At 65.5% G+C, this 22,514-nt stretch carries 26 protein-coding genes; 25 read left to right on the top strand and 1 reads right to left on the bottom strand.

Annotated features, from left to right (window positions below; translation table 11 throughout):
• Nucleotides 1-236: 236 nt before the first annotated feature.
• From fliI to BMZ47_RS23070, 14 genes are all read left to right on the top strand, one after another.
• The gene (fliI, locus tag BMZ47_RS23135; protein ID WP_091864382.1) at nucleotides 237-1,562 is read left to right on the top strand and encodes a flagellar protein export ATPase FliI; all 1,326 of its coding nucleotides are present in this window, start codon (nucleotides 237-239) and stop codon (nucleotides 1,560-1,562) included.
• 140 nt (nucleotides 1,563-1,702) lie between these two features.
• On the top strand, nucleotides 1,703-2,917 hold the full coding sequence (locus BMZ47_RS23130; RefSeq protein ID WP_091864381.1) for a flagellar hook protein FlgE: 1,215 nt from the start codon (nucleotides 1,703-1,705) through the stop codon (nucleotides 2,915-2,917).
• Nucleotides 2,918-2,940: 23 nt separating this feature from the next.
• On the top strand, nucleotides 2,941-4,395 hold the full coding sequence (gene flgK, locus BMZ47_RS23125) for a flagellar hook-associated protein FlgK (RefSeq protein ID WP_091864380.1): 1,455 nt from the start codon (nucleotides 2,941-2,943) through the stop codon (nucleotides 4,393-4,395).
• A 4-nt stretch (nucleotides 4,396-4,399) separates the two neighbouring features.
• Nucleotides 4,400-5,452 carry a flagellar hook-associated family protein gene (locus BMZ47_RS23120; protein ID WP_091864379.1) on the top strand — a complete coding sequence of 351 codons (1,053 nt, stop codon included), beginning with the start codon at nucleotides 4,400-4,402 and terminating at the stop codon, nucleotides 5,450-5,452.
• Between the two features lie 98 nt (nucleotides 5,453-5,550).
• Nucleotides 5,551-5,898, top strand: a complete 348-nt coding sequence (flaF, locus tag BMZ47_RS23115; RefSeq protein ID WP_091864378.1) for a flagellar biosynthesis regulator FlaF — start codon at nucleotides 5,551-5,553, stop codon at nucleotides 5,896-5,898.
• Nucleotides 5,895-6,347: a flagellar biosynthesis repressor FlbT gene (gene flbT, locus BMZ47_RS23110; protein ID WP_091864377.1), complete on the top strand. Its 453-nt coding sequence runs from the start codon at nucleotides 5,895-5,897 to the stop codon at nucleotides 6,345-6,347. The genes flaF and flbT overlap by 4 nt, the downstream gene beginning before the upstream one ends.
• A 13-nt stretch (nucleotides 6,348-6,360) precedes the next feature.
• Nucleotides 6,361-6,786: a flagellar hook assembly protein FlgD gene (gene flgD / locus BMZ47_RS23105; RefSeq protein ID WP_091864376.1), complete on the top strand. Its 426-nt coding sequence runs from the start codon at nucleotides 6,361-6,363 to the stop codon at nucleotides 6,784-6,786.
• Nucleotides 6,787-7,009: 223 nt separating this feature from the next.
• Nucleotides 7,010-7,276 carry a flagellar biosynthetic protein FliQ gene (locus BMZ47_RS23100; RefSeq protein WP_091864375.1) on the top strand — a complete coding sequence of 89 codons (267 nt, stop codon included), beginning with the start codon at nucleotides 7,010-7,012 and terminating at the stop codon, nucleotides 7,274-7,276.
• A gap of 139 nt (nucleotides 7,277-7,415) precedes the next feature.
• The gene (gene flhA / locus BMZ47_RS23095; RefSeq protein ID WP_091864374.1) at nucleotides 7,416-9,506 is read left to right on the top strand and encodes a flagellar biosynthesis protein FlhA; all 2,091 of its coding nucleotides are present in this window, start codon (nucleotides 7,416-7,418) and stop codon (nucleotides 9,504-9,506) included.
• Nucleotides 9,503-10,258, top strand: a complete 756-nt coding sequence (gene fliR, locus BMZ47_RS23090) for a flagellar biosynthesis protein FliR (RefSeq protein WP_091864373.1) — start codon at nucleotides 9,503-9,505, stop codon at nucleotides 10,256-10,258. Before flhA ends, fliR begins: the two co-directional genes overlap by 4 nt.
• Before the next feature lies 1 nt (nucleotide 10,259).
• A complete protein-coding gene (locus BMZ47_RS23085; RefSeq protein WP_091864372.1) occupies nucleotides 10,260-10,766 on the top strand; it encodes a hypothetical protein in 507 nt (168 codons plus the stop codon).
• Nucleotides 10,763-11,242, top strand: coding sequence for a rod-binding protein (locus tag BMZ47_RS23080; RefSeq protein ID WP_091864371.1), 480 nt, complete (start codon nucleotides 10,763-10,765; stop codon nucleotides 11,240-11,242). Before BMZ47_RS23085 ends, BMZ47_RS23080 begins: the two co-directional genes overlap by 4 nt.
• 46 nt (nucleotides 11,243-11,288) lie before the next feature.
• On the top strand, nucleotides 11,289-11,624 hold the full coding sequence (locus BMZ47_RS23075; RefSeq protein ID WP_091864370.1) for a flagellar protein FlgN: 336 nt from the start codon (nucleotides 11,289-11,291) through the stop codon (nucleotides 11,622-11,624).
• Nucleotides 11,625-11,630: 6 nt separating this feature from the next.
• Complete coding sequence (locus BMZ47_RS23070; RefSeq protein WP_091864369.1) at nucleotides 11,631-12,080, top strand: hypothetical protein; 450 nt, start codon at nucleotides 11,631-11,633, stop codon at nucleotides 12,078-12,080.
• A gap of 51 nt (nucleotides 12,081-12,131) precedes the next feature.
• Here BMZ47_RS23070 and BMZ47_RS23065 read toward each other — a convergent pair whose 3' ends face one another.
• On the bottom strand, nucleotides 12,132-14,390 hold the full coding sequence (locus tag BMZ47_RS23065; RefSeq protein WP_167369088.1) for a heparinase II/III family protein: 2,259 nt from the start codon (nucleotides 14,388-14,390) through the stop codon (nucleotides 12,132-12,134).
• Between the two features lie 774 nt (nucleotides 14,391-15,164).
• Here BMZ47_RS23065 and BMZ47_RS23060 point away from each other — a divergent pair.
• The 11 genes from BMZ47_RS23060 to fliP all read left to right on the top strand — a co-directional run bounded on the left by BMZ47_RS23060 (nucleotide 15,165) and on the right by fliP (nucleotide 22,513).
• The gene (locus tag BMZ47_RS23060; protein ID WP_091864367.1) at nucleotides 15,165-15,845 is read left to right on the top strand and encodes a response regulator transcription factor; all 681 of its coding nucleotides are present in this window, start codon (nucleotides 15,165-15,167) and stop codon (nucleotides 15,843-15,845) included.
• 440 nt (nucleotides 15,846-16,285) lie between these two features.
• Nucleotides 16,286-16,666, top strand: coding sequence for a flagellar basal body rod protein FlgB (flgB, locus tag BMZ47_RS23055; RefSeq protein ID WP_091864366.1), 381 nt, complete (start codon nucleotides 16,286-16,288; stop codon nucleotides 16,664-16,666).
• 2 nt (nucleotides 16,667-16,668) lie between these two features.
• Nucleotides 16,669-17,085 carry a flagellar basal body rod protein FlgC gene (gene flgC, locus BMZ47_RS23050; protein WP_091864365.1) on the top strand — a complete coding sequence of 139 codons (417 nt, stop codon included), beginning with the start codon at nucleotides 16,669-16,671 and terminating at the stop codon, nucleotides 17,083-17,085.
• Entirely contained in the window at nucleotides 17,085-17,417 is a 333-nt protein-coding gene (fliE, locus tag BMZ47_RS23045; RefSeq protein WP_091864364.1) for a flagellar hook-basal body complex protein FliE, read from the top strand. Before flgC ends, fliE begins: the two co-directional genes overlap by 1 nt.
• Nucleotides 17,418-17,513: 96 nt before the next feature.
• Nucleotides 17,514-18,302, top strand: a complete 789-nt coding sequence (flgG, locus tag BMZ47_RS23040) for a flagellar basal-body rod protein FlgG (RefSeq protein ID WP_091864363.1) — start codon at nucleotides 17,514-17,516, stop codon at nucleotides 18,300-18,302.
• A gap of 37 nt (nucleotides 18,303-18,339) precedes the next feature.
• Nucleotides 18,340-18,804 (top strand): flagellar basal body P-ring formation chaperone FlgA, encoded by a 465-nt coding sequence (gene flgA, locus BMZ47_RS23035; protein WP_244536915.1) that lies wholly within the window; start codon nucleotides 18,340-18,342, stop codon nucleotides 18,802-18,804.
• Nucleotides 18,801-19,907 (top strand): flagellar basal body P-ring protein FlgI, encoded by a 1,107-nt coding sequence (gene flgI, locus BMZ47_RS23030; protein ID WP_208601093.1) that lies wholly within the window; start codon nucleotides 18,801-18,803, stop codon nucleotides 19,905-19,907. The genes flgA and flgI overlap by 4 nt, the downstream gene beginning before the upstream one ends.
• The gene (locus BMZ47_RS23025; RefSeq protein WP_091864360.1) at nucleotides 19,904-20,515 is read left to right on the top strand and encodes a MotE family protein; all 612 of its coding nucleotides are present in this window, start codon (nucleotides 19,904-19,906) and stop codon (nucleotides 20,513-20,515) included. The genes flgI and BMZ47_RS23025 overlap by 4 nt, the downstream gene beginning before the upstream one ends.
• Nucleotides 20,512-21,210, top strand: coding sequence for a flagellar basal body L-ring protein FlgH (gene flgH / locus BMZ47_RS23020; RefSeq protein WP_091864359.1), 699 nt, complete (start codon nucleotides 20,512-20,514; stop codon nucleotides 21,208-21,210). The genes BMZ47_RS23025 and flgH overlap by 4 nt, the downstream gene beginning before the upstream one ends.
• 22 nt (nucleotides 21,211-21,232) lie before the next feature.
• Complete coding sequence (locus BMZ47_RS23015) at nucleotides 21,233-21,715, top strand: flagellar basal body-associated FliL family protein (protein WP_091864358.1); 483 nt, start codon at nucleotides 21,233-21,235, stop codon at nucleotides 21,713-21,715.
• 60 nt (nucleotides 21,716-21,775) lie between these two features.
• A complete protein-coding gene (gene fliP, locus BMZ47_RS23010; RefSeq protein ID WP_091864407.1) occupies nucleotides 21,776-22,513 on the top strand; it encodes a flagellar type III secretion system pore protein FliP in 738 nt (245 codons plus the stop codon).
• Nucleotide 22,514 lies beyond the last annotated feature (1 nt).

Here is a 22,514-nt window from a genome sequence, read left to right as displayed (position 1 = left end):
GGGTTCAGCCCGCTGAGGGATTCAGGGGCGCCCCTGGGGCACCAGGGCTCTGCCCTGGACCCGCAAAAGGTCACGGACCTTTTGAAACCTCACTGTTCCGAGGCCTGTCCTGCGCGAGGCAGGACGGCACGCCCGCCGGGGGCGACGTCGGCCCGGATGGCCGTTCGAAACATGACTGCAGAGCTGCGCCGCCCGCTGCCAATGCATAGCCCGGGGCAGGGGCTCCGGAGAATTCCATGAACGCGCTCGATCAGCTCGCCCTCGCCCTCGAGGACCGGGGCGAACACCCGGTCATCAGGGTCGGCGGCTCGGTGAGCGAGATCGGATTCGGCCATTGCCGCATCAAGATCACCCTGCCCCTGCTGAAGCTCGGCGACCGCATGCAGATCGAGGCGGATGACCAGCGGATCGATGGCGAGGTCGTCCGGATCGACGGCGACGGCGTGATCCTCAAGCCGTTCGACACCCGGATCGAGGCCGGCCTCGGATCCCTGGCCTATCGGGTAACGGCGTTCGATCCCCGGCCCTGCGAGGCCTGGAAGAGCCGGGTCATCGACGCGCTCGGTCGGCCGATCGACGGGGCGGGCGACCTTCCCAAGGGTACCCAGCCCGTGCCGCTCGACGCCAGCCCGCCGCCGGCGATGCGCCGCTCGCGGGTGGACCAGCCGCTGAAGACCGGCGTGAAGGCCCTGGATCTGTTCACGCCCCTCTGCGCGGCGCAGCGCATCGGCATCTTCGCGGGATCGGGGGTCGGCAAGTCGACGCTGCTGTCGATGCTGGCCCGGTGCTCCGGCTTCGACACCGTGGTCGTCGCCCTGGTCGGCGAGCGCGGGCGCGAGGTGCGGGAGTTCCTCGAGGGGCCGATCCAGGAGAGCCGCGCCCGCGCGGTCGTGGTCGTCGCCACCGGGGACGAGAGCCCGATGATGCGCCGGCAGGCCCCGAAGCTCGCCTTCGCGGTGGCCGAGTATTTCCGCGATCAGGGCCAGTCGGTGCTGCTCATCCTCGACTCGGTGACGCGCTTCGCCCACGCGGCCCGGGATGTCGCCCTGGCGGCCGGCGAGCCGCCGGTGGCGCGGGGCTATCCCCCGAGCGTGTTCGGCGACCTCCCGCGCCTGCTCGAGCGGGCCGGGCCGGGCCTCGAGGGCGGCGGCACGATCACGGGCATCTTCTCGGTGCTGATCGACGGCGACGACCACAACGATCCGGTGGCCGACAGCATCCGCGGCACCCTCGACGGCCACGTCGTCCTGGATCGCGCCATCGCCGACCAGGGCCGCTACCCGGCGATCAACCTGCTCGGCTCGATCTCCCGCCTGGCCGACCTGGTCTGGACGCCGCAGCAGCGCGAGCTCGTGCGCACGCTCAAGAGCCTGATCGCCCGCTTCGAGGATTCCCGCGACCTGCGCCTGATGGGCGGCTACCAGGCGGGGACCGACCCGGAGCTCGACCAGGCCGTGGCCCTGGTCCCGAAGATCTACGCCGCCCTGCGGCAGGATCCGAGCGACCCGCAAAGCCTCGACGCCTTCCTGGATCTCGCCAACGCGCTGCGAGCGGGGGGATGAGGTGCGGGGCGGCGCCACGAAGGATGATCCGTCCAGCAAGATCCGGATCGCTGAGCGTCTAGCTGCAGCATCGAAAGCTTCGCGCAAGCGACTCCTGATCTGAAGTTCATCAAGATCGCTCAACAACGGAGATTCGTGTCATGGGTCTGTATGGTGTGCTCAACAGCGGCGTCTCCGGGATGAATGCCCAGACTAACCGCCTCGGGGTCGTGGCAGACAACATCCAGAACCAAAATACAGTCGGCTACAAGCGCGGATCGACACAATTTTCTTCGCTTTTGACGGAGTCCGGAAGCGGATCCTACGACTCCGGCGGTGTGACGACGGTCGTCCGGCACGACATCAGCAGCAAGTCGAACGTGACCGCAACGACAAGCGCTTCGGACGTTGCGATCAGCGGGAACGGTTTCTTCGTTGTCAAGGATGCGGGCGGCAAGAGCGCGCTCACGCGCGCCGGGAATTTCGTCATTGATGCGAGAACGGGCGACTTGGTGAACGCGGCGGGCATGCATCTGCAGGGTTACAGCCTGGCTTCCGGCACCCCGATCCTGTCCATGAACAGCTTCAATGGGCTGGTGCCGGTCAACCTCGCCTCAATGGCTATGAAAGCCAATCCCAGCACCGCCGGTCGCGTCGACAAGGGCAACCTCGACAGCAACGCACCGGATAAAACCGGTGACCCGAGCGACAAAAATTACACGTCGGCGACGAGTTTCGTCGCGTACGACAATCTCGGAAACCCGTTTCAAGTGGATCTTTATTTTGTAAAGAATTCTACGGGCAACTGGAAGGTTGCTGCCTACGATCACAATAAAAACACCCCGATGACCGGCACCGCACCGACGGATTTGAAGTTTGACTCTTCTGGTAAGTTGACCAGCGCATCATCATTGAGCTTTAATGTTCCTAACGGCAAACCATTCAAGATGGATTTTGCAAACCTGACGCAGCTGGCGGCCGAATTTTCGCTTAAAGGCCGCACTGATGGAAACTCGGCCCAAGACGTTGACCATGCCGCGATCGACACAGACGGGACGGTCTATGCGGTCTATGCGGATGGCCAGACAGCCGCAGCGTTCCGCATCCCGCTTGCGACCGTAGCGAGCCCCGACAACCTGACCCCGCGCTCTGGCAACGTGTTCGAGGTCACCCCCGAATCGGGAACCCCGGAGATCAACTTCGCCAATGTCGGCGGTCGCGGGTCGATCGAATCGCACTCTCTCGAGGATTCGAACGTCGATCTCGGTAACGAATTGGCCACGATGATCGAGTCGCAGACGAGCTACGGCGCCAACTCGAAGGTGTTCCAGACTGGGACTGAGATGCTTGAGACCCTCGTGAATCTGAAGCGCTGACGCGCGGCGGAAGGAGACCGGGAATGAGCCTCTCTGTAGCCACGAAGGCCGCGCGCGGCGCGTTGCAGGCGAACGCCACCCAAACCGGCGTGGTGTCGCGCAACATCGCGGGCGTCAACGATCCAGCCTATTCGCGCAAGATCGCGTCGCTGATCACGACCGAAGGACCCGTCCGGGTTGTCATCAACCGCGCCAGCGACACGCTGTTGTTCGATAAGATGATCCGCAGCACATCGGAGCTCGCGGGCCGCACCGAGATCCTTAAAAGTCTTAAAAGCCTGGAGGAGACCGTCGGCGACACCGAAGCAGGTCGCTCCATTTCCGCCAAGATCGGCGCCGTGAAAGTGGCCCTCGCAAATGCCGCAGGCAAGCCCGACGACCTGAATCTAGCCAAGGCCGCTGTTTCCGCCGCGAAAGATCTAGCGTGGACCCTGAACCAGGCGAGCGCGACGATCCAGCAAGAGCGTAAGAACACAGACGACGCCGTCGCCAAATCCGTCACGACCATCAACGACCTGCTTGGCCAATTCGATAAGGCCAACAAGGCCGTGGTGTTCGGAACGGCAACCGGAGCCGATATCAGCGACGCCCTCGACAACCGAGACAAGATCCTCGCGCAACTGTCTCAAGAAATGGGTATCCACACGGCCGTCCGGGCCGGCAACGACATGGCGATCTACGCGGACAATGGCGCGCCGCTGTTCGACCGGCTCGCTCGCCCCGTGACCTTCGCGTCGACCTCGACCTTCGCCGCAGGCACCAAGGGCAATGCGGTCCTGATTGACGGCATCCCGGTGACCGGCGCGGGCTCGATGATGCCGCTTCAATCCGGACGCATCGTCGGGTTGATGACGGTGCGCGACGAGGCCACGGTTACCTATCAGAAGCAGCTCGATGCGATTGCAGGCGGCTTGATCAACGCTTTCGCCGAGACGGACAAGACATCGACGACCGGAACGTCGTTGGCAGGTCTATTCACCAATGCCGGCAATACCGGGCTTCCAACCGTTACGACCGGGCTGGCAAGTTCCATTCAAGTCAATGCCAAGGCGGATCCGGAGCTGGGCGGTAATCCGTTTACCTTGCGCGACGGCGGCATGAATGCTGGGACGCAGTACAAGTACAACGACACCAACGCGGCCTCGTATTCCGACCACCTGCGCGCGCTGCAATCCGCACTCGGGGCTGAGCGGCCCTTCCCATCAGATAGCGAACTTCCGGCTTCGGCTTCGCTGCTGACGGCCGCTGGCGCCTCTGCGAGTTGGCTGGAAGCGACCCGCAAGGAGGCTTCGAAGCGGGTCGATGACGAATCGGCCTTCTTGGACAGCGCCTCGAACGCACTCTCCAACGCGACTGGAGTGAACCGCGACGAGGAGGTGGCGACCATGCTTGAACTTGAAAAGTCCTACGCTGCTTCCGCCAAGCTCCTCGCGACGGTCAACGCGATGTTGCAGACTCTTCTCGATGCGGTGAGGTAGCATTATGAAAGCGAATTTCATCTCCACAGCGACGCTGCTGAACAGCACGCGCTCGGACATGGCTCGCCTGCAGGCAGGCATCGCCAAGGCGAACATCGAGGTTGACAAAGGTCGCTACGCCGATATCGGCCTCGAACTGGGTTACAAGACTGGGATCGCTCTCGATCTGCGGCAGCAGTTCGACGACATCACTGCGCAGAAAGCACGCAACGATCTGACGACCGTTCGACTCGCCGACAGTCAGAGCGCGCTCAATCAGATTCGCTCGGACGGCGAGGCGTTTCTCGCGCTCATTGCGCCGGGAAAGCTGACGGATGCGAGCGGGTCCGTCGTCGCCCAGGCGGCAGCCTCGAAGCTCTCCGCGTTCGTCGGGCAGATGAATGCATCGACCGCGGGTCAATTCCTGTTCTCCGGAATCAATACTGCACAGCGCCCGCTTGCAGATTACGAAGCCTTCCCGACATCGGCCGCAAAGACCGCCTTCGCGCAAGCCTTTCAGACCACGTTCGGCTTCGCCCCGGGGACTCAGCCGGGAGCAACCCAAATCACCCCCGCGCAGATGCAGAGCTTCCTCAACGGCCCGGTCGCCAATCTGTTTGCCGATCCACAATGGGGCAACACTTGGTCAAAGGCATCGAACACAAATATTCGCGATGACATTGGGCCGGGTGAAACCGCAACGACTTCCGTAAGCGCCAACACCAAAGCGTTTCGGCAATTGGCGATGCTGTACACGATAGGGTCCGATATCGGTCTGGCGAGCCTGAGCCCAGACACGCAGTCTGTCGTCTACGAAAAAATGCGCGACATTGCCGGTCACGCCACGGTCGATGTTACCGCGATTCAGGCGAATCTCGGCATCGTCGAGGCTCGGATCACGACCCTGGGCAAACAGAAGGAAGCCCAGAAGGTCATCATGACGGACGGCATCAACTCTCTTGAAGGTGTTGATCAGGCGGAGGCCAAGACACGTCTCGACAACCTCTCGACCCAGCTCCAAATCTCTTATTCTTTGACCAGCCAGATCAGGAAGCTCAACCTCATCGACTACGTTTGACGCATCATCTGTGTATCGTTTGCAGCGGGTTGCTGCGACGACGAGGATACTGAGTCGTCACGGTCGGTCTTCCTTTCTACGAAGAGGCAAAATCTGCGATGTATGGCGCGTCTTACGCGGAAATTATGGAAGACTCGCCCTCCCTGGCCCGGGAGCGCGAACGCGCGGCCTTCGACCGGGCTATCGACTTGATGAAGCGGGCGGACGCGCCCGATGCGCCGGCCGAGGCGCGCTCCGAGGCCGTCAGCTTTGTGCAGCGCCTGTGGGGTCTGCTCATCGACGACCTCGCGAAGCCCGAGAACGAGTTGGCCGTCCAGTTGCGCGCGGACCTCATCTCGATCGGTCTCTGGAACATGAGCCAGACCGATCAGATCATTCGCGGCGATGCGTCCAGCTTCGACAGCCTGATCTACGTCAACACGATGATCCGGGACGGCCTGCGATGAGCGGCTCCATCAATCTCAGCTTGCGCGGTCGCGAGCGGATCTTCATCAACGGTGCCGTCCTGCGGGTCGACCGCAAGGTGACGATCGAGCTGCTCAACGACGCCACGTTCCTGCTCGAGGCCCATGTGCTGCAGGCCGAGGAGGCGACCACGCCGATCCGGCAACTCTACTTCATCGCGCAGGCGATGTTGATCGACCCCAAGAATGCCGAACGGGTCCGGTCGGCCTACGACGCGGTGGAATGGACCTATCTCGACCGCTGCGCCGATCCGAGCGTCGCGTCCGCTCTCGCGACGGCACGAAATTTTCTCGACGCAGGGCGCCCTTTCGACGGCCTGCGGGTCCTACGCGGCCTGTTCGAGCCGGACGTCGCTCAGCGAGCCCGGTTGGTGACCGACCTTTCCAATCCGAGCGCCTTCGGGCGCTCGGGGACCGCCAATCCGATTTGATAGAGGCAGGATCATGAGCGTACCAGTCACCAACCCCGCCAATACATCGGCCGCCGATGCGACCATAAAGGCACAGAATGCGAAGAAGAAGCACGCTGAGAAGTCGACGACACTGAACTACGACAACTTCCTGCGCCTTCTCCTGACGCAGATGAAGAACCAGGATCCAACTGCTCCGATGAAATCGACGGAGTATATGGGCCAGCTCGCCACGTTCTCTCAGGTCGAGCAGAGCGTGAACGCGAACAGCAAGCTTGATTCACTCCTCAAGTCAGCGTCGATGACGCAGGCTCAGGGACTGGTTGGTCACACCATTACCTCAGCGGACGATAAGGTCAGCGGAGAGGTCACGTCAGTCCAGGTGACCGACGACGGCGTGGTCGCCCATCTGAAGACCGGCGAAGACATCCCGTACGGTCCCGGTGTGAAAGTCTCCTGAAGCCGTTGTTGCTGAGTCCGGATCTGCGGAGACGTCCCGGCGCTCACGGAGTGGAGCAGCTCCACAGGACGCGGCCGCCGCGAGGATCGCCGCAGCGGCCCGAGCATTGGCCTCCGGCTGAAACCCGTTGCCGGCGAGGTCCGGGCTCGCCAGTCACCGCGCGGACAGAGATTGAGCAGATCGTTCTCCTCCAGGATCATTCTGTGATGCCACGTCGAGCACCATGAACGAAGTCGATGCGCTCGAACTGGTCCGCACCGCGATCTGGACCATCATCGTCGCCTCCGGGCCTTCGGTGGCGGCCGCGATGGTGGTCGGGACCCTGATCGCCCTGTTCCAGGCGCTGACCCAGATCCAGGAAGTCACCCTCACCTTCGTCCCGAAGATCATCGTGACCCTGCTCGTGATGATCGCGACCGGCTCCTTCGTCGGTGGCCAGATCTACACCTTCACCGAGCTGGTCTACGGCAAGATCATCTCCGGGTTCTGAGAGGACGCGGCCGTCACCCGCCGGCGGCAACCACGTCGACAGCAGCCGGTAGGGTCACGCCGGGCGATACCGCGGCCCGCGCAACCCAGGCGCAAGCTTGGTGCGCCAGAACCGGCACGGGCACGGAGGGGTTGAACGCGTGGCAGCGGCCGTTGAAGCTTTCACGCCGGAGCGCAGGGTCCGACGCGATATCTGGTTCGCGGTCGGGATCATCGCCATCCTGGCGGTCCTGTTCCTGCCGGTGCCGGCCATCCTGATCGATATCGGGCTGGCTTTCTCGATCGCGCTGTCCGTGCTGATCCTGATGGTGGCGCTCTGGATCCAGAAGCCCCTGGAATTCTCGTCCTTCCCGACGATCCTGCTGATCGCGACGCTCCTGCGCCTGGCGCTGGGCATCGCCACGACCCGCCTGATCCTCGCCAACGGCGATGCCGGCGTCGACGCCGCCGGCCACGTGATCCAGGGCTTCTCGCAATTCGTCATGAGCGGCGATTTCGTGATCGGGCTCGTGGTCTTCGCGATCCTGATCACGGTGAACTTCCTGGTGATCACCAAGGGCGCGACCCGCATCGCCGAGGTCGGCGCGCGCTTCACCCTGGACGCGATCCCGGGCAAGCAGATGGCCATCGACGCCGATCTCTCCGCCGGGCTGATCGATGACAAGCAGGCCCAGCAGCGCCGGCGCGAGCTCGAGGAAGAGAGCGCGTTCTTCGGCTCCATGGACGGCGCCTCGAAATTCGTGCGCGGCGAGGCGGTCGCCAGCCTGATCACCATCGCGGTCAACATCTTCGGCGGGATCATCATCGGCGTCACCCGCCACGGTCTGCCGCTGGCCACCGCGGCCGACGTCTTCACCAAGCTCTCGGTCGGAGACGGCCTGGTCTCGCAGATCCCGGCGCTCATCGTGTCGCTCGCCGCGGGCCTGCTGGTCTCGAAGGGCGGCACGCGGGGGACGGCGGAGCAGGCGGTTCTCGGCCAGCTCAGCGCCTATCCCCGGGCGCTGTTCGTCGCCTCCGGCCTGATGATGCTGTTCGCGATCATGCCCGGCATGCCGTTCGTGCCCTTCGCGGTCCTGGGCATCCTGATGAGCGTGGTCGCCTACCTGATCCCCCGCCGCATCGCGGAGGCGCAGTCGAAGGTCGCGGCTCAGGCGCAGGCCGAGGAGAGCCAGAAGCTGCTGGCGCAGCGCGAGAGCGAGGCCGTGAAGGATTCGCTCAAGACCGCCGAGATCGAGCTGCGGCTCGGCAAGCACCTCGCGGTGCAGATGCTGGGCGCGCAGGGCGAGCTGGCCCAGCGGGTCGGGCGGATGCGCCGGAAGTTCGCGCAGCAATACGGGTTCGTGGTCCCGGACATCAAGCTGGTCGAATCCGCCACCGTCCCCAGCAAGACCTACGAGATCGCGATCCACGGCACGGTCATCGCTTCGCAGCAGGTGCGCCCGGGCGAGGTGCTGATCGTCGTCGGCGATGGGCCGATGCCTTCGCTGATCGGCGAGGAGGTGCACGAGCCGGCCTTCGGCATGAAGGCGGTCTGGGTGCCGGAGGCCTACGCCCAGGAGGCCCGCCGCGAGGGGTTCAGCCCGATCGACTGGCATTCGGTGATGCTGACCCATGTCAGCGAGGTCATCCGCAACAACCTGCCGCAGCTCCTGTCCTACAAGGACCTGCGGATGCTGATCGACCGGCTCGATCCGGAATACAAGCGCCTCGTCGAGGACATCTGCCCGTCGCAGATCTCGTATTCCGGCCTGCAGGCGGTGCTCAAGCTCCTGCTGGCAGAGCGGGTCTCGATCCGGAACCTGCACCTGATCATCGAGGCCATCGCCGAGATCGTGCCGCATGCCCGCCGGGCGGAGCAGATCGCCGAGCACGTTCGCCTGCGCATCGCGCAGCAGATCTGCGGCGACCTGGCCGAGAACGGCACCCTCAACGTGCTGCGGCTGGGCAGCCGCTGGGACCTCACCTTCCACCAGGGGCTCAAGCGCGATTCGAAGGGCGACGTGTACGAGGTCGACATCGATCCGCGCCTGATCGAGCAGTTCGGCGTCGAGGCGTCGGAAGCGATCCGGGCCCACATGAAGACCTCGCACCGATTCGCCCTGGTCACCGCACCGGAGGTCCGCAGCTACGTGCGGATGATCATCGAACGCATCTTCCCGACCGTCGCCGTGCTGTCGCATGTCGAGATCGCGCGCGGCGTCGAGATCCGGTCCCTCGGCACCATTTCGTGACGGTCAACGTTTCCGAGTCGATCCTCGGCGTCTTCATGATCTTCTGCCGCATCGGCGGCTGCCTGCTCGTTGCACCGGGCATCTCCAGCGCGCGGGTGGCGCCGCGCATCCGCCTCCTGATCGCCCTGACGGTATCCCTGGCCCTGGCGCCCATGCTCCTGCCGAAGCTCGGCGACGGGCTGCGCAACCCGTCGCCGGCCGATACCCTGTGGTGGATCCTGTGCGAGACGCTGACCGGGTCGGTCATCGGCCTGTTCGGACGATCGTTCTTCTTCGCCATCGAGACGATGGGCAGCGCCCTCGCGACGATGATCGGCCTCGGGGGGATCCCCGGGACGCCGGTCGCCGACAGCGAGGCGGAATCCGTCGTCGGCTCGCTCACCATGATGGTGGCGACGATACTGGTCTTCGTCACGGATCTGCACTGGGAATTGTTCCGGGGGCTGGTCGCATCCTACGACCGGATCCCGGCCGGTGACCCGTTCGGGTCGCGCCCGATGCTCGCCGGGCTGGTCGACCGGACCAGCGCGGCCTTCACCATGGCCCTGCGGCTGACCAGCCCGTTCATCGTCTACTCGATGGTGGTGAACTTCGCGCTCGGTCTGGCCAACAAGCTCACGCCGCAGATCCCGATCTTCTTCATCGCGACTCCGTTCCTCCTGGCGGGGGGAATGCTGTTGTTCATGTTCCTCTCGAAGGACTTCTTCGGACAATTCGCCCTCGATTACGGGCAATGGCTCAGGAGAGGCTGAGATGCAGGCGCGCCTCGGCCGGGCCACCCGGCTCCTCCACGTCCAGGAACAGATGCACCGGCTCGCCGAGCGGGAACTCGCCCAGGCCGAGAGGCGGGTGCAGGACGTCGACGCGGCGCAGGCTGACGTGATTCGCGCCCTCAACGAGGCGTCCGCGTTTCTCGAGCCGCTGCGCGATGCGGCGGTCCGGCGCCTGAAGAACCTGGCGATCGAGGCGCAGGGATTGCGGGCGGCACGGGACAAGGCGGCCCAGCACCTGATCGCGCAGGCCACGCAGCACAAGCGGGCCGAACGCTGGGTCGATGGTCTCGAGGCCGAGCGCCGGCAGCAGGTGGAGAAGCAGGACTGGGCCGAACGCCTGGACAGCCTCGTCGGGGCCGCGCAGGCAAGCCTCCGGTCAGCCAGGCCTGATAAGCCGCTTGACCAGTCAGCATCCCCGACGGGTTCAGTCGAGCCCGGTGACCAGACGTGTCGTGGTCACGAACATCCGGACACGAGATCGCCGTGAGCGTCCAACTTCCCTCCGATATTGTCCTGGATGTCGCGCGCGCCGCGGATCCGGCCCGCTACCAGGCCGCCGTCACCAAGCTCACGCAAGGCGCCCCCGGCGCCTTCGCGGATGCGTTGGGCGCGGCCTCGGCCGGCGGTGCGGGCATCCCCGCGACGCCGCAGGGGAATGTCGACACGATCCTGACGCGGTTCCGGACCGCCGCGACGCTTCCGCCCCCGCGGGCCAAGGGCACGCCGCCGCAGGAATTCGAGGCCTTCGTCCTGCAGACCTTCATCGAATCGATGCTGCCCCAGAACGCGACCGCGGTGTTCGGCAAGGGCAATGCCGGCTCGATCTGGAAGTCGATGATGGCCGAACAGATCGGTGCCCAGATCGCGAAGGCCGGGGGCATCGGCATCGCCCGCATGCTGGAAGCCGCGCACCCGGCCGTCGCCTCCGACGCGGCGAAGCCCGACCCGACGCGGATCGGCTGACGCGGCCCGGCCGCTCACGCTTTCATCACACTCCCGGACGCTGCGCATGCTGCTCTCATCCCTGGCCCGCCTCGAAGCCACCATCGACGCCGAGACGGAGGCCCTGACGGTCCACGACATCCGGGAGCAGGACGACTTCAATCGCCGCAAGAGCCAGAGCCTGGTGGAATTGTCGCGTCTGGGGCGGACGATCGGCTCGACCGCGCTGAGCCCCCCGGAGATCGAGTGCCTGGAGCGCGTGCGCGCCAAGCTCCGGCGCAACCACGAGCTCCTGGCCATCCACCTGCGCGCCATGCAGGAGGTGTCGGATATCGTCACGACCATGATTCAGAGCGCGGAATCCGACGGCACCTACTCGGCCGCCCTGCGCTACCAGGAGTAGCCGCGCGTGTTCCGGATCGTCATCACGGGCCTCTGGATCTGCGCCATCACGGTGCTGTCCAGCTACGCGGTCGTCACCTGGATGCCGGACCTGCCGAAGGCGAAGTCCGAGGAATATCTGGAAGGCCTGACCTATCAGAAGCTGAAGCCGCTCAACATCCCGGTCATCGCCGAAGGGACCGTCCAGGGCTACATCATGGCGACCGTCGTGTTCACGGCGGATTCGCACCTGATCAAGGGGCTCGGCCTCACCCCCGCGCCGTTCGTCATGGACGAGTCGTTTCGCCAGATCTACAGCGACGGCGATCTCGATTTCCGCCACCTGAAGAAATACGACATCAACAAGCGCCTCGCCGAGATCAAGCTCAAGGTCAACGAGCGGCTCGGGTCCGAAGTCGTCAAGGACGTGATGATCGAGAACTTCAACTTCGTCACCAAGAAGGATATCCGGACCTAGATCCGTCCGGGATCGCCGGACGGGATCCTCTGTACCGTCGCTGCGCCGAACTCACTCCGTGAGAGGGCGCCGGAAGGCCTCATCCTCGACGACCCGCACGAGTCGCCTCAGGCTCTCGGGCGACGCGGCGATCAGGAGACCGCCGGCCACGCTCCGCCCTCCCGTGATGGCGTAGCTCAGAACCGGGCTCGATTGGGGCAGCGGATTCGGCGCGGACGCGCCGCCCGGTGCCGGCGCCTGCGGCCCGGCCGAGTATCGCCCCACCGCGACCCGGCCGAGCTGGCCGGCGAGCGCGTGCGGCACGATGTGCAGGCGCCTGTCGTTCCAGAGCCCGAACACGCGCCCGGATGCGTCCAGGGCGACCGTCACCGCAGGGTCGAGGTGCAGGAACCCGTCCAGGGACAGGGGCCTGCCGGGGGCCGCGAATCGGTCGAAGACGGCCAGGCCCGACAGGTCGTCCAGCAGCGCGAAAGCCCGGACATGCCGGTAATCGGGGCCGTGCACATCCGTGTCGATCAGGTGGACGGACGCGGCGCCCACGGTGAAGGGCGCCCGGGACAGGCCCGCCCCGGCGGTCGGCTCGCGACCGTCCGGAATGACGACGTTGTGGGCCCGGGCCGCTGCGACGTGCTGGCCGGGCGAATCGGAATGGGATCCGCCCACTTCCGTGATCCACCGCAGGCCGCCGGTGGCGAAGGTGAAGGAGGTGCAGTCCCGATGGTCCTGCGGGCGCATCTGCTCAGAAAAATCGGCCGTGAAGGAGGCCCAGTCCGGACCATCGGCCCAGCGGCGATGGACGAGGGTCTCGGACCGCGCCGACGCACCGGGACCGGGGCCGCCTCGGCGCTCCGCCTGGTCCGCCGCCGACCGACCCATCCAGGGGCGGGGGTGGGCCGCCGCAACGCGCTCGATCCAGCCGGAGCGGTCGTCATGGGTGGGCGTATCGCCGAACGGGGGCAGGGTGCCGTCCGGCTCGAACAGCGCGACCAGTCCGGCCCAGGCCTTCGCGAGGCGCAGGTCGAGCGCACCGGCGAGCGATGCCAGATCCGACCGGGCGCTCAGGACGGGCAGGAGGACCAGGGCCAGGGTCAGGATTTCGAGGCCGCGATGATATGACGGCTCCACGATCACGCCGCCGGGGTCGATCAGGGCGTCGACGCCGCTCCGCAGCGCGATCGTCGCGAGGCCGGTCCAGTGCCGCGCCATCGGCAGGGCGGGCAGGACGAGGCCGACCGCCAGGACGGCCGCGGCCACCTTCACCTCCAGCAGCGAGCCCGCCACCGTGTGCTGGGCGAGGATCTCGGCCAGCGCGAAGGCGTGCCGCAGGACCTCGCCGCCGAGAATCTCGACGGCGCGCGCATCCGTTTCCGCCGCGACGGCCAACAGGCTCAGCAGGGCCTCCAGGCGCATCGCCATGCAGGCCGGATGCAGGCTCAGCGTGTCCGCCGGCTGCCCCCAGGGATTCGCGCGGGACCAGGAGACGGCGACGGCGATCGCGCGGTCCCGGACCTGGCGCTCCGCGCTCTCGGCCGCGGCGGCGACCCAGGACAGGGATTGGAAGGCCAGGCGCCATGCCTGCGACTGGAACGGGTCGGCCGTCCAATCCACCGATTCCGGGAGCGTCCAGGCCGGCCGGCGCGCCAGGCGGAGGGCGGCCCCCGTCCAGGCCGGTGCGTCGGGGCCGTCTCTGAGGGCGATGAAGCTGCGCAGCGGGGTGGGCAGCTGGGCGAGCCGCGCGGGGTCGAGATAGGTGCGGATCGACCCCGCCAGGGCGCCCCCCACCATCGCCGGGGCGCCGCCGAGGCGCGCGAGCAGATGCGGCAGGAAGGCCTCGGCCCCGGGATCGGCATCGTCCGCGAGGTTCGCCAGGCGGAGGTCGTCGTCGAGCAGAACCTCGGGCGCGGCGGTCAGGGCGAGCGAGGCGCCCGTTTCCCAGGTCGCGAAACCGATCTCGAGCGTGGCGGCCCGCGGCGGCGGCGCGACCTTCAGGGTGAAGCGGTAGGCGGCGCGGTGCACCGGGATATCGATGAAGGCGGGGATCGCCGGGGTCGCCAGGGTGTCGGGGTAGGGCGGCGGAAGCTGATTCCCGCGCGCGTCGCGGAACACCACCTGGGCGCGGGCCCCCTCCGTCTGCCCCTGGGCGATGATCTGCCCCTTGAAGATCAGCCCGCGTCCCGGGACCAGCCCATGCCGGTACCAGAGCGGTTGGGCCCCGAGGGCGATTCGGCCGTCGCGCGTGAGCCGGCGACCGACATCGCTTGCGACCTTACCTTCGGTAAATGTCTCATTCGACCCGGCAGGCCGGATCATAGGGTCACCAACTCGAAAAGCATGGGAATTGCGCCAGCTACGAATCACGATGACCACCTGGGAAGCCGGCACCGGGAGATAGAAGCGGCGGCGTATGATGACGGCCCGCGCGTTCGCGCCGTCCTCCCAACTCGGCCCAGCAAGCCAGTCTCCCTGCGCATCGAGAGCTGTTTGGGCGAGTCCCGGAACCTGCGCAAAATCGATTCCCGAACTGTCTTCAGCGCGGAACTCTAGGCCGAACGCCGCAAAGTCCTTGGCCGCTGCAGCCTCTTCGGCCAGCGCGCAGACCATGCATGCACAAAACTCATACCAACGCCCAGCGGATAACGGACCGAACGCCAGCACGAGGCGCGACCAGCGGTTCCTATTACCAACGACATGATCCGCGTCGGTCGCCGAGGCTGCATTCGCGCTCGAACGAACAGAGATCGGCAGGTAGAGCCGTGATTCGCTCATAGGATGTGAGGAATTCGCGACATTTCGAGCACCGCGCACGAAAAAGGGGCGACCAAGATCAAGACCTGGCGTGCATCCGAATCGTCCGCCAAGTCCTATACATTACCAAAAATAAATATGCTCAAATTGAATAAGAATTCGCGAACCGTTCCAAATTCCAGCGATGGCATCAGAACCACACCCTGCAAGATTCCAAGTGAAACCATTGACGCGCTGCTCCGCTGACGTCATCTAGATTCCTGTAGCAAATGAATTTTTGCTTCAAACCATATCTCCATCATTCTTAGAAAGAATGATTAGCTGTGGAGTCCTGGGATAATGTACGTCATTGTCGATGAAAGACCGATAGTGACCGATGGATACGTCGCGAGCTTCGCCCGGGAGGGGATTTCGTCCGTCGGATTATTGGATTCCGACTTTAAGGGTTGGCTCCAGACGGCTCGAGATCCGGACGTGGACGCCGTCCAGGGCTTCCTCCTCGGTGATTGCGAGCAACGTCCAGACCTACCGGAACTCATCCAGAAGCGGTCGCGAGCGCCGATCATCGCCATGATCGAGACGCGCAGCCTGACGGAGACCCTGGATCTGTTCACGGCCGGTATCGACGACGTCGTCCGCAAGCCAATCCACGTGCGCGAGATCATGGCCCGGACCGAAGCGGTCTGGCGACGCTCCCATCGTGGGTCGGTCAAGGAGGCCGCGGTGGACCGTACGGAGCGGCTGAAAGTGTATTTCGACGGTCGCGATCCCGACATCGACGGAGAAAAGATCGTCCTGCCGAGGCGCGAGCGTCAGATCCTGGAATTCCTTGTCCGTAACCGGGGACGGCGGATGACCAAGGAGCAGGTCTTCAATGCCGTCTACGGCGCTTTCACGAGCGATGTCGATGAGAGCGTGGTTGAGGGTCATATCAGCAAGCTTCGCAAGAAGCTCCGGCAGAAGCTGAGCTTCGATCCGATCGAAGTCAGGCGCTACCTCGGATACGCCTTCGTAAGCTGATCGCAGCACAACGGAGTCCGCCTGCAGCGACCAGACACCAAAAGGAACCGTGCTCTCACTTAGGAACGATCGTTATGCCCGGCCGCGCAACCTCTTTCAGCGGTTCACGGCCGGTCTTTCTTCATAGAACGATCACGGAGCAATACGTCAGCCTGGATCGCGAGCGATCCGGTTCAGTTTTGAAGCCCGAGATGCGTACGCGAACCTTCCGGAACCAGCACCTGTCCGTGAGTTAGTCATATCGACAACCTCGCGGCCTCGGCAAGATGGCGAACGCCACCGCCGACGGCCCGCCGCAAGCTTCGGACAAGACTGGTCGGGCAAACCGCATTCCAGAACATCACGGCATCCAATAGCCGATCCAGTTTCGAACGTGCCCGGAAGGAGATAGTTCCGGAGCGACATCGATTTTTCACAGCAGAACAGAAAGCCAGCAGGTTATGAACCCGATCTTTCTGCTCAATCTTGCCTCGCGGCAGCTTCAGCATCTTTCGACCCGACAGGCCGTCATTTCCGGAAACATCGCGAATGCGAATACGCCTGGCTATCGCGCGCGGGATCTGACGCCGTTCAAGGATATGCTCGACAAGACGACGCTCGCGATGGCGTCGACGCATGCAGGCCATTTCGATCTCAACAGTCCCACGGCGCGGCCAGCTCGTCCGACCCAATCCGACGGTTGGGACGTCGTCCATTCCGGCAACTCGGTGAATCTCGAAGAGCAGCTGATGAAGTCGGGTGAAATCAGCCGCGACCAGGCGCTGAACACCAGCATCGTCAAAGCTTTCGACCGCATGTTGGCCCTGAGCGTGAAGGCCTGACCATGATCGATCCGCTGTTAGCCTCCTCCCGCATCGCCGCGTCCGGCATGGGGGCACAATCCGAGCGCATGCGCGTCGTGGCGGAAAACATCGCCAACGCGCAGTCCACGGGAAAAACGGCGGGCTCCGACCCCTACGCCCGCAAGACGATCACCTTCCGCACTGCCCTGGACCGCGCCTCCGGCACCGCAGCGGTTGCGGTCCGCCAGATCGGACAGGACAAGGCGCCGTTTCGGGTCGAATACGACCCCGGAAACCCGGCTGCGGACGCAAACGGGGCGGTCAAGCTTCCGAACGTGAACATGCTGATCGAGATGGCCGACATGCGGGAGGCTAATCGCTCCTACGAGGCGAATCTCCAGATGATCAAGCAAGCCCGTTCGATGGTCTCCAGCCTCATCGATCTTCTGAGGAAGTGATGATCCAGTCTCTCGCCGCGCTCTCGAACCTAACCGACAAGACTTCGGTCTTCGGGGTCCCTCAATTCGGCTTGGCGACGCCGGGCACGGCACCGGCTACGCCCGCGGGGGGAGCTTTCAGCTTTGGTGATCTGCTGACGCAAATCGCCGGTCAGGCGCGGGACACCGTGAAGGCCGGCGAGGCGGCCGCGATCTCCGGCATCCAGGGCAAGGCCTCGACGCAATCCGTGGTCGAGGCGGTGATGTCCGCCGAGCAGAGCCTCCAGACCGCGGTCGCCATCCGGGACAAGGTCGTCGCCGCCTATCAGGAAATCGTCCGCATGGCGATCTGACGGCGCGGCCGAGCCGGGGGAATCAGCTTTCTCCGGCGGCCGCGCGTGGACGTTGCGGAATACAGTCACACACATCCCGGGCGTAAGGACTTCATCATGAGAGCGCTTGCTATTGCTGCCACGGGAATGAATGCCCAGCAGCTGAACGTCGAAGTCATCGCGAACAACATCTCGAACCTGAACACAACGGCGTTCAAAGGCGCTCGGGCGGAATTCAAGGACTTGATCTACCAGGCCGAGCGCCCAGCGGGCGTCCCGATCCAGGCCGGCGAGGCGGCGATCCCCGAGGGCGCGATGCTCGGCCTCGGCGTCCGCAATTCGGCGATCCGGAATCTCCACCGGCAGGGCCCGCTCGCCAACACGACCAACCCGCTCGATCTCGCGATCAACGGGCGCGGCTGGTTCCAGGTCACCATGCCGAACGGCGAGATCAACTACACCCGCGCCGGCTCGTTCAACAAGAACGCCGACGGCCGCCTCGTCACCGCGGAAGGCTACAGCGTCGATCCGGCGATCATCATCCCCCAGAACGCCGTCGACGTGGTGATCAACGAGACCGGCCAGGTGATGGTGAAGCTCGACGCCCAGCCGCTTCCGCAGACGGTCGGCCAGCTGGCGCTCGCCAATTTCGCCAACGATGCCGGCCTCGAGCCGCTGGGCAACGGCCTGTACCGGGAGACCCCGGCCTCCGGCCTTCCCGTGACCGGCGTCGCCGGCGATCCGGGCTTCGGCAAGATCCAGCAGGGCTATCTCGAGAATTCCAACGTCGACCCGGTCCGGGAGATCACCAACCTGATCTCGGCCCAGCGGGCGTTCGAAATGAACTCGAAGGTGATCCAAGCGGCCGACGAGATGGCCGGCACCGTCTCGAAGGGCCTGCGCTGACATCATGACCCGGGGACATCTTTTCGTGTGGCGGTGCGTGTCGCGCGCGGCTCGGGGGCTGAGCGCCGCCTGCGCGCTCGGCCTGGTCGCCGCCCCGGCCGCCGCCGCGGAGCAGACGTTCCCGGTGCCGGTGGCGACGATCTATGCGGGCGACGTCATCAAGCCGACGATGCTCCGGGAGCAGACCTATCCGGAAAACTACAAGCCGCGGGTGCCGGCCGTCGAGACGACCGCGCGCGCAGTCGGCAAGATCGCGAAGCGGACCCTCCTGCCCGGGGAGGTGATCCCGTCGGGCGTCCTCGAAGACGTCAAGCTGGTGACGCGCGGGGCGCCGACCGTGATCGTGTTCGAGGAGCGCGGCATGGTCATCTCGACCCTGGGCACGGCCCTGGCGAACGCCACGGTGAACGAGCCCGTCACGGTGCGGAACACCGCGACCGGCCGCCTCATCCAGGGGATCGTCCAGCCCGACGGCCGGGTGCGGACGGGCGGACAGCCATGATGCGCCGCCTCCTCTCCCTGTTCCTGGTCGGCCTCGGCCTCTGGTCGGCCCCCGCGACCGCGGCCACGCGGATCAAGGACATCGCGTCGCTCCAGGGCGTCCGCGAGAACCAGGTGGTCGGCTACGGCCTCGTCACCGGCCTGCAGAGCACCGGCGACACCCTGCGCAATTCGCAATTCACCGAACAATCCCTGCAATCGATGCTGGACCGTCTCGGCATCAACGTGCGCGATCAGCGGATGCGGACCCGCAACGTCGCGGCCGTGATGGTGACCGCCAACCTGCCGGCCTATGTCGAGCCGGGCTCGCGCATCGATGTCAGCGTGAACTCGCTGGGCGACGCGACCTCCCTGCGCGGCGGCACCCTGCTGATGACGCCGCTGGCCGGCGGTGACGGGCAGGTCTACGCGGTGGCGCAGGGCGCGCTCGCCGTCTCGGGCTTCAGCGCGACCGGTCAGGCCGAATCGCTGGTCTCCGGCGTGGCGACCGCGGCCCGGATCCCCAACGGCGCGCTGGTCGAGCGGGCGGTGGCCGGCACGTTCCGGGAGCTGCCCGGTATGTCGCTCGAACTGAAGAACCCGGATTACCGCACCGCCATCCTGATCTGCGACGCGATCAACGCCTACACGCTCCAGCGCTACGGGCGCCGCGCCGCGAGCCCGCGCGACTACCGCACCGTCGTGCTGACCCGCCCCGGGAATGTCGGGCGGACGCGCTTCATGGCCGAGATCGGCGAATTGTCGGTCCAGCCGGATACCCCGGCGCGGGTGGTGATCGACCAGCGCACCGGGACCGTGGTGATCGGCCGGAACGTGCAGATCTCCACGGTGGCGGTCACCCATGGCGACCTCACGGTGCGCATCACCGAGACCCCGCAGGTCTCGCAGCCCGCGCCGTTCTCCGACGGGCAGACGGCGATCGTCCCGCGGACCGACATCAACGCCGCGGAGCAGACCGCCCGCCTGGCGGTGGTCTCGGGCCCCGACCTGCAGAGCCTGGTCCGCGGCCTGAACAATGTCGGCATGAAGCCGACCGACGTGATCGCCATCCTGCAGGCGGTGAAGACGGCGGGCGCCCTGCAGGCGGAGTTGGTGATCCAATGACCGCCCCGATCCGCCGGTGCCGCACCGGCCTGCGCCGCTGGGGCGCCCTCGTCCTGGCGGCGGCGGCCCTCCTGCCGGCCGGCGAGGCCGCCGCCCAGCAGAAGCCGGGCGAGCCGCCGAAGGCCGACGGGACCGGCGCCCCGCAATATTGCAACAGCATCGCCAACGCCGCCGCCGATGCTCGGTTCGCCTGGCAGAAGGAGACGCTCACCGCGCTCGCCAAGGATATCGAGGGGCGGATCGGCCAGCTCGAGGCGAAGCGCGCCGAGTACGAGGAGTGGCTGAAGCGCCGCCAGATGTTCCTCGCCAAGGCGGACGAGAGCGTCACGGCGATCTACGCCAAGATGAAGCCCGAGGCGGCCTCCCAGCAGCTGACCGCCATGGACAGCGAGGCGGCGGCGGCGATCCTGACGCGGCTCGATCCGCGCGCCGCCAGCGCGATCATGAACGAGATGGAGCCCGGCCGGGCGGCGCGGCTGGCCAACGTCATCACCAACACCCCGAAGAAAGCGGTGCCGCCCAGGCCCGAGCCGCCCCCGAGCACGCCGCCCGAGCCCCGCTCGGACGAGGGGGATCGCCGCCCGCAGAACAGTGAGAAATCAGGATGAAGCGGCTGGCTGCCATCGCGGCTCTGGTGACCCTCGGAGCCTGCTCGACCCCGGTTCAGGAGATCGGCCGCGCCCCGGCCATGAGCCCGGTCGGGCTCGGAATCAACGCGAGTCACGAGGCCGTGCCGCCGCTCTTCACCGCGACGCAGCGGTCCGGTTACCATTCGACCTGGGCGCAGCAGAGCGCCGACCTGTTCCAGGATCCGCGCGCCAAGAATGTCGGCGACGTGCTGACCGTGCTGATCGAGATGAACGACAAGGCGCAGTTCGACAACGCCACCGACCGGTCGCGCGATTCGCGCTCGAAGATGAGTCTCGACGTCGAACTCGACCTGTTCGGCCTCAACCCGGAATCGAAGAACAAGTACGAGGTCAACGGCAACACCTCGACCAAGGGTCAGGGCTCGATCGACCGCAAGGAGCAGCTCCGGCTCTCCGTCGCCGCGATCGTGACCAACGTGTTCCCCAACGGCAACATGATGATCAGCGGTTCCCAGGAGGTGCGGGTCAATTACGAGATCCGCGTCCTGAACATCGCGGGCATCGTCCGGCCGCGCGACATCTCGCGCAAGAACACGATCGACTACGACAAGATCGCGGAGGCGCGGGTCTCCTATGGCGGCCGTGGACGCCTGATGGAGGTGCAGCAGCCCGGCGCCGTCCAGCAGGTCTACGACTTGGTCGCACCGTTCTGAGACGATAGCGGGAACCCGAATCATGGCGTCCGATGCCGAAGCCCCCCGCTCCAAGCTCCGCTGGCTGCTGCTTCTCGCCGGGCTCACGGTCCTGGCGGTCGGGGTCGGGGGCGCGGGTGGCCTTTACATGGTCGCCACGATCGAGAAGGCCGTGACCGAGAAGAAGAAGCTCGAGGAGGAGCAGGTTCAGAAGGTCGTCGCCTACGATGCGAGCTTCAGCCTGGCCAATATCGGCACGGTGGTAACCAACCTCGCCAGCCCGAGCGACGTCTGGATCCGGCTCGAAGCCTCGATCGTGGTCAAGACCGGGACCTTCCCCAATCCCAACCCCATTGCAGCCGAGATCCGCCAGGACCTCCTCGGCTACCTGCACACCCTGTCGGTGGCGCAGATCGAAGGGCCGAGCGGCCTCGTTCACCTGCGCGAGGATCTGACCGAGCGGGTCCAGCTGCGCTCCAAGGGCCAGGTTCGCGACTTCTTCATCGAGACGCTCGTCATCCAGTAGCCCCCCTTTCACGGCCGGGTCGCGGATGCGGGGCCGATGAACATCAGGATCGGTCACACCATGCTGCGCCGCGTGTTTCTGGCGGGCTCGTTGATTCTCGTCGCCACGGCCGCGAGCGCCCAATCGTTCAGCCTGGATCAGGTCCTGCCGCCCGGGAACGGGTCGATGAGCGGGCGGATGATCCAGATGATCGCCCTGCTGACGGTCCTCTCGGTCGCGCCGGGCCTCCTCGTCATGATGACGAGCTTCACGCGATTCGTCGTGGCGCTCTCGTTCCTGCGGTCGGGGCTCGGCCTCCAGGGCGCGCCGGCCAACATGGTGCTGATCAGCCTGTCGCTGTTCATGACCTTCTACGTGATGGGCCCGACCTTCGACCGCGCCTGGCAGGACGGCATCCGTCCGCTGACCGAGAACCGCATCTCGGAGGAGGAGGCCTTCGCCAAGGTCACCGACCCGTTCCGGGACTTCATGCTGACCCATGTCCGCCCGAAGGACCTCGACACCTTCGCGGATATCGCGGCGGCCGCCTATCCCAAGGCGCAGCCCGGCAGCAAGACCGACCTCCGGGTGCTGATCCCGGCCTTCATGATCTCCGAGCTGCGCCGGGGCTTCGAGATCGGCTTCCTGATCGTCCTGCCGTTCATGGTCATCGACATGGTGGTGGCGGTGATGGTCATGTCGATGGGCATGATGATGATGCCGCCGACGGTGATCTCTTTACCGTTCAAGGTCTTGTTCTTCGTGTTGATCGATGGATGGAATATGCTCATCAGTGGACTCGTTCGATCATATTTCTGAT

The organism is Methylobacterium brachiatum (assembly GCF_900113845.1).
Lineage (GTDB): Bacteria > Pseudomonadota > Alphaproteobacteria > Rhizobiales > Beijerinckiaceae > Methylobacterium > Methylobacterium brachiatum.
Note: the sequence above shows the minus strand (reverse complement) of the source record. Positions and strands in the feature narration are given on the sequence as shown.

Excerpts from the sequence above, each read along its gene's own strand:
- fliI (WP_091864382.1), top strand. The coding sequence starts at position 237 with ATGAACGCGCTCGATCAGCTCGCCCTCGCCCTCGAGGACCGGGGCGAA.
- BMZ47_RS23130 (WP_091864381.1), top strand. The coding sequence starts at position 1,703 with ATGGGTCTGTATGGTGTGCTCAACAGCGGCGTCTCCGGGATGAATGCC.
- flgK (WP_091864380.1), top strand. The coding sequence starts at position 2,941 with ATGAGCCTCTCTGTAGCCACGAAGGCCGCGCGCGGCGCGTTGCAGGCG.
- BMZ47_RS23120 (WP_091864379.1), top strand. The coding sequence starts at position 4,400 with ATGAAAGCGAATTTCATCTCCACAGCGACGCTGCTGAACAGCACGCGC.
- flaF (WP_091864378.1), top strand. The coding sequence starts at position 5,551 with ATGTATGGCGCGTCTTACGCGGAAATTATGGAAGACTCGCCCTCCCTG.
- flbT (WP_091864377.1), top strand. The coding sequence starts at position 5,895 with ATGAGCGGCTCCATCAATCTCAGCTTGCGCGGTCGCGAGCGGATCTTC.
- flgD (WP_091864376.1), top strand. The coding sequence starts at position 6,361 with ATGAGCGTACCAGTCACCAACCCCGCCAATACATCGGCCGCCGATGCG.
- BMZ47_RS23100 (WP_091864375.1), top strand. The coding sequence starts at position 7,010 with ATGAACGAAGTCGATGCGCTCGAACTGGTCCGCACCGCGATCTGGACC.
- BMZ47_RS23085 (WP_091864372.1), top strand. The coding sequence starts at position 10,260 with ATGCAGGCGCGCCTCGGCCGGGCCACCCGGCTCCTCCACGTCCAGGAA.
- BMZ47_RS23075 (WP_091864370.1), top strand. The coding sequence starts at position 11,289 with ATGCTGCTCTCATCCCTGGCCCGCCTCGAAGCCACCATCGACGCCGAG.
- BMZ47_RS23065 (WP_167369088.1), bottom strand. The coding sequence starts at position 14,390 with ATGATCCGGCCTGCCGGGTCGAATGAGACATTTACCGAAGGTAAGGTC.
- BMZ47_RS23060 (WP_091864367.1), top strand. The coding sequence starts at position 15,165 with ATGTACGTCATTGTCGATGAAAGACCGATAGTGACCGATGGATACGTC.
- flgB (WP_091864366.1), top strand. The coding sequence starts at position 16,286 with ATGAACCCGATCTTTCTGCTCAATCTTGCCTCGCGGCAGCTTCAGCAT.
- flgC (WP_091864365.1), top strand. The coding sequence starts at position 16,669 with ATGATCGATCCGCTGTTAGCCTCCTCCCGCATCGCCGCGTCCGGCATG.
- fliE (WP_091864364.1), top strand. The coding sequence starts at position 17,085 with ATGATCCAGTCTCTCGCCGCGCTCTCGAACCTAACCGACAAGACTTCG.
- flgG (WP_091864363.1), top strand. The coding sequence starts at position 17,514 with ATGAGAGCGCTTGCTATTGCTGCCACGGGAATGAATGCCCAGCAGCTG.
- flgI (WP_208601093.1), top strand. The coding sequence starts at position 18,801 with ATGATGCGCCGCCTCCTCTCCCTGTTCCTGGTCGGCCTCGGCCTCTGG.
- BMZ47_RS23025 (WP_091864360.1), top strand. The coding sequence starts at position 19,904 with ATGACCGCCCCGATCCGCCGGTGCCGCACCGGCCTGCGCCGCTGGGGC.
- flgH (WP_091864359.1), top strand. The coding sequence starts at position 20,512 with ATGAAGCGGCTGGCTGCCATCGCGGCTCTGGTGACCCTCGGAGCCTGC.
- BMZ47_RS23015 (WP_091864358.1), top strand. The coding sequence starts at position 21,233 with ATGGCGTCCGATGCCGAAGCCCCCCGCTCCAAGCTCCGCTGGCTGCTG.
- fliP (WP_091864407.1), top strand. The coding sequence starts at position 21,776 with ATGCTGCGCCGCGTGTTTCTGGCGGGCTCGTTGATTCTCGTCGCCACG.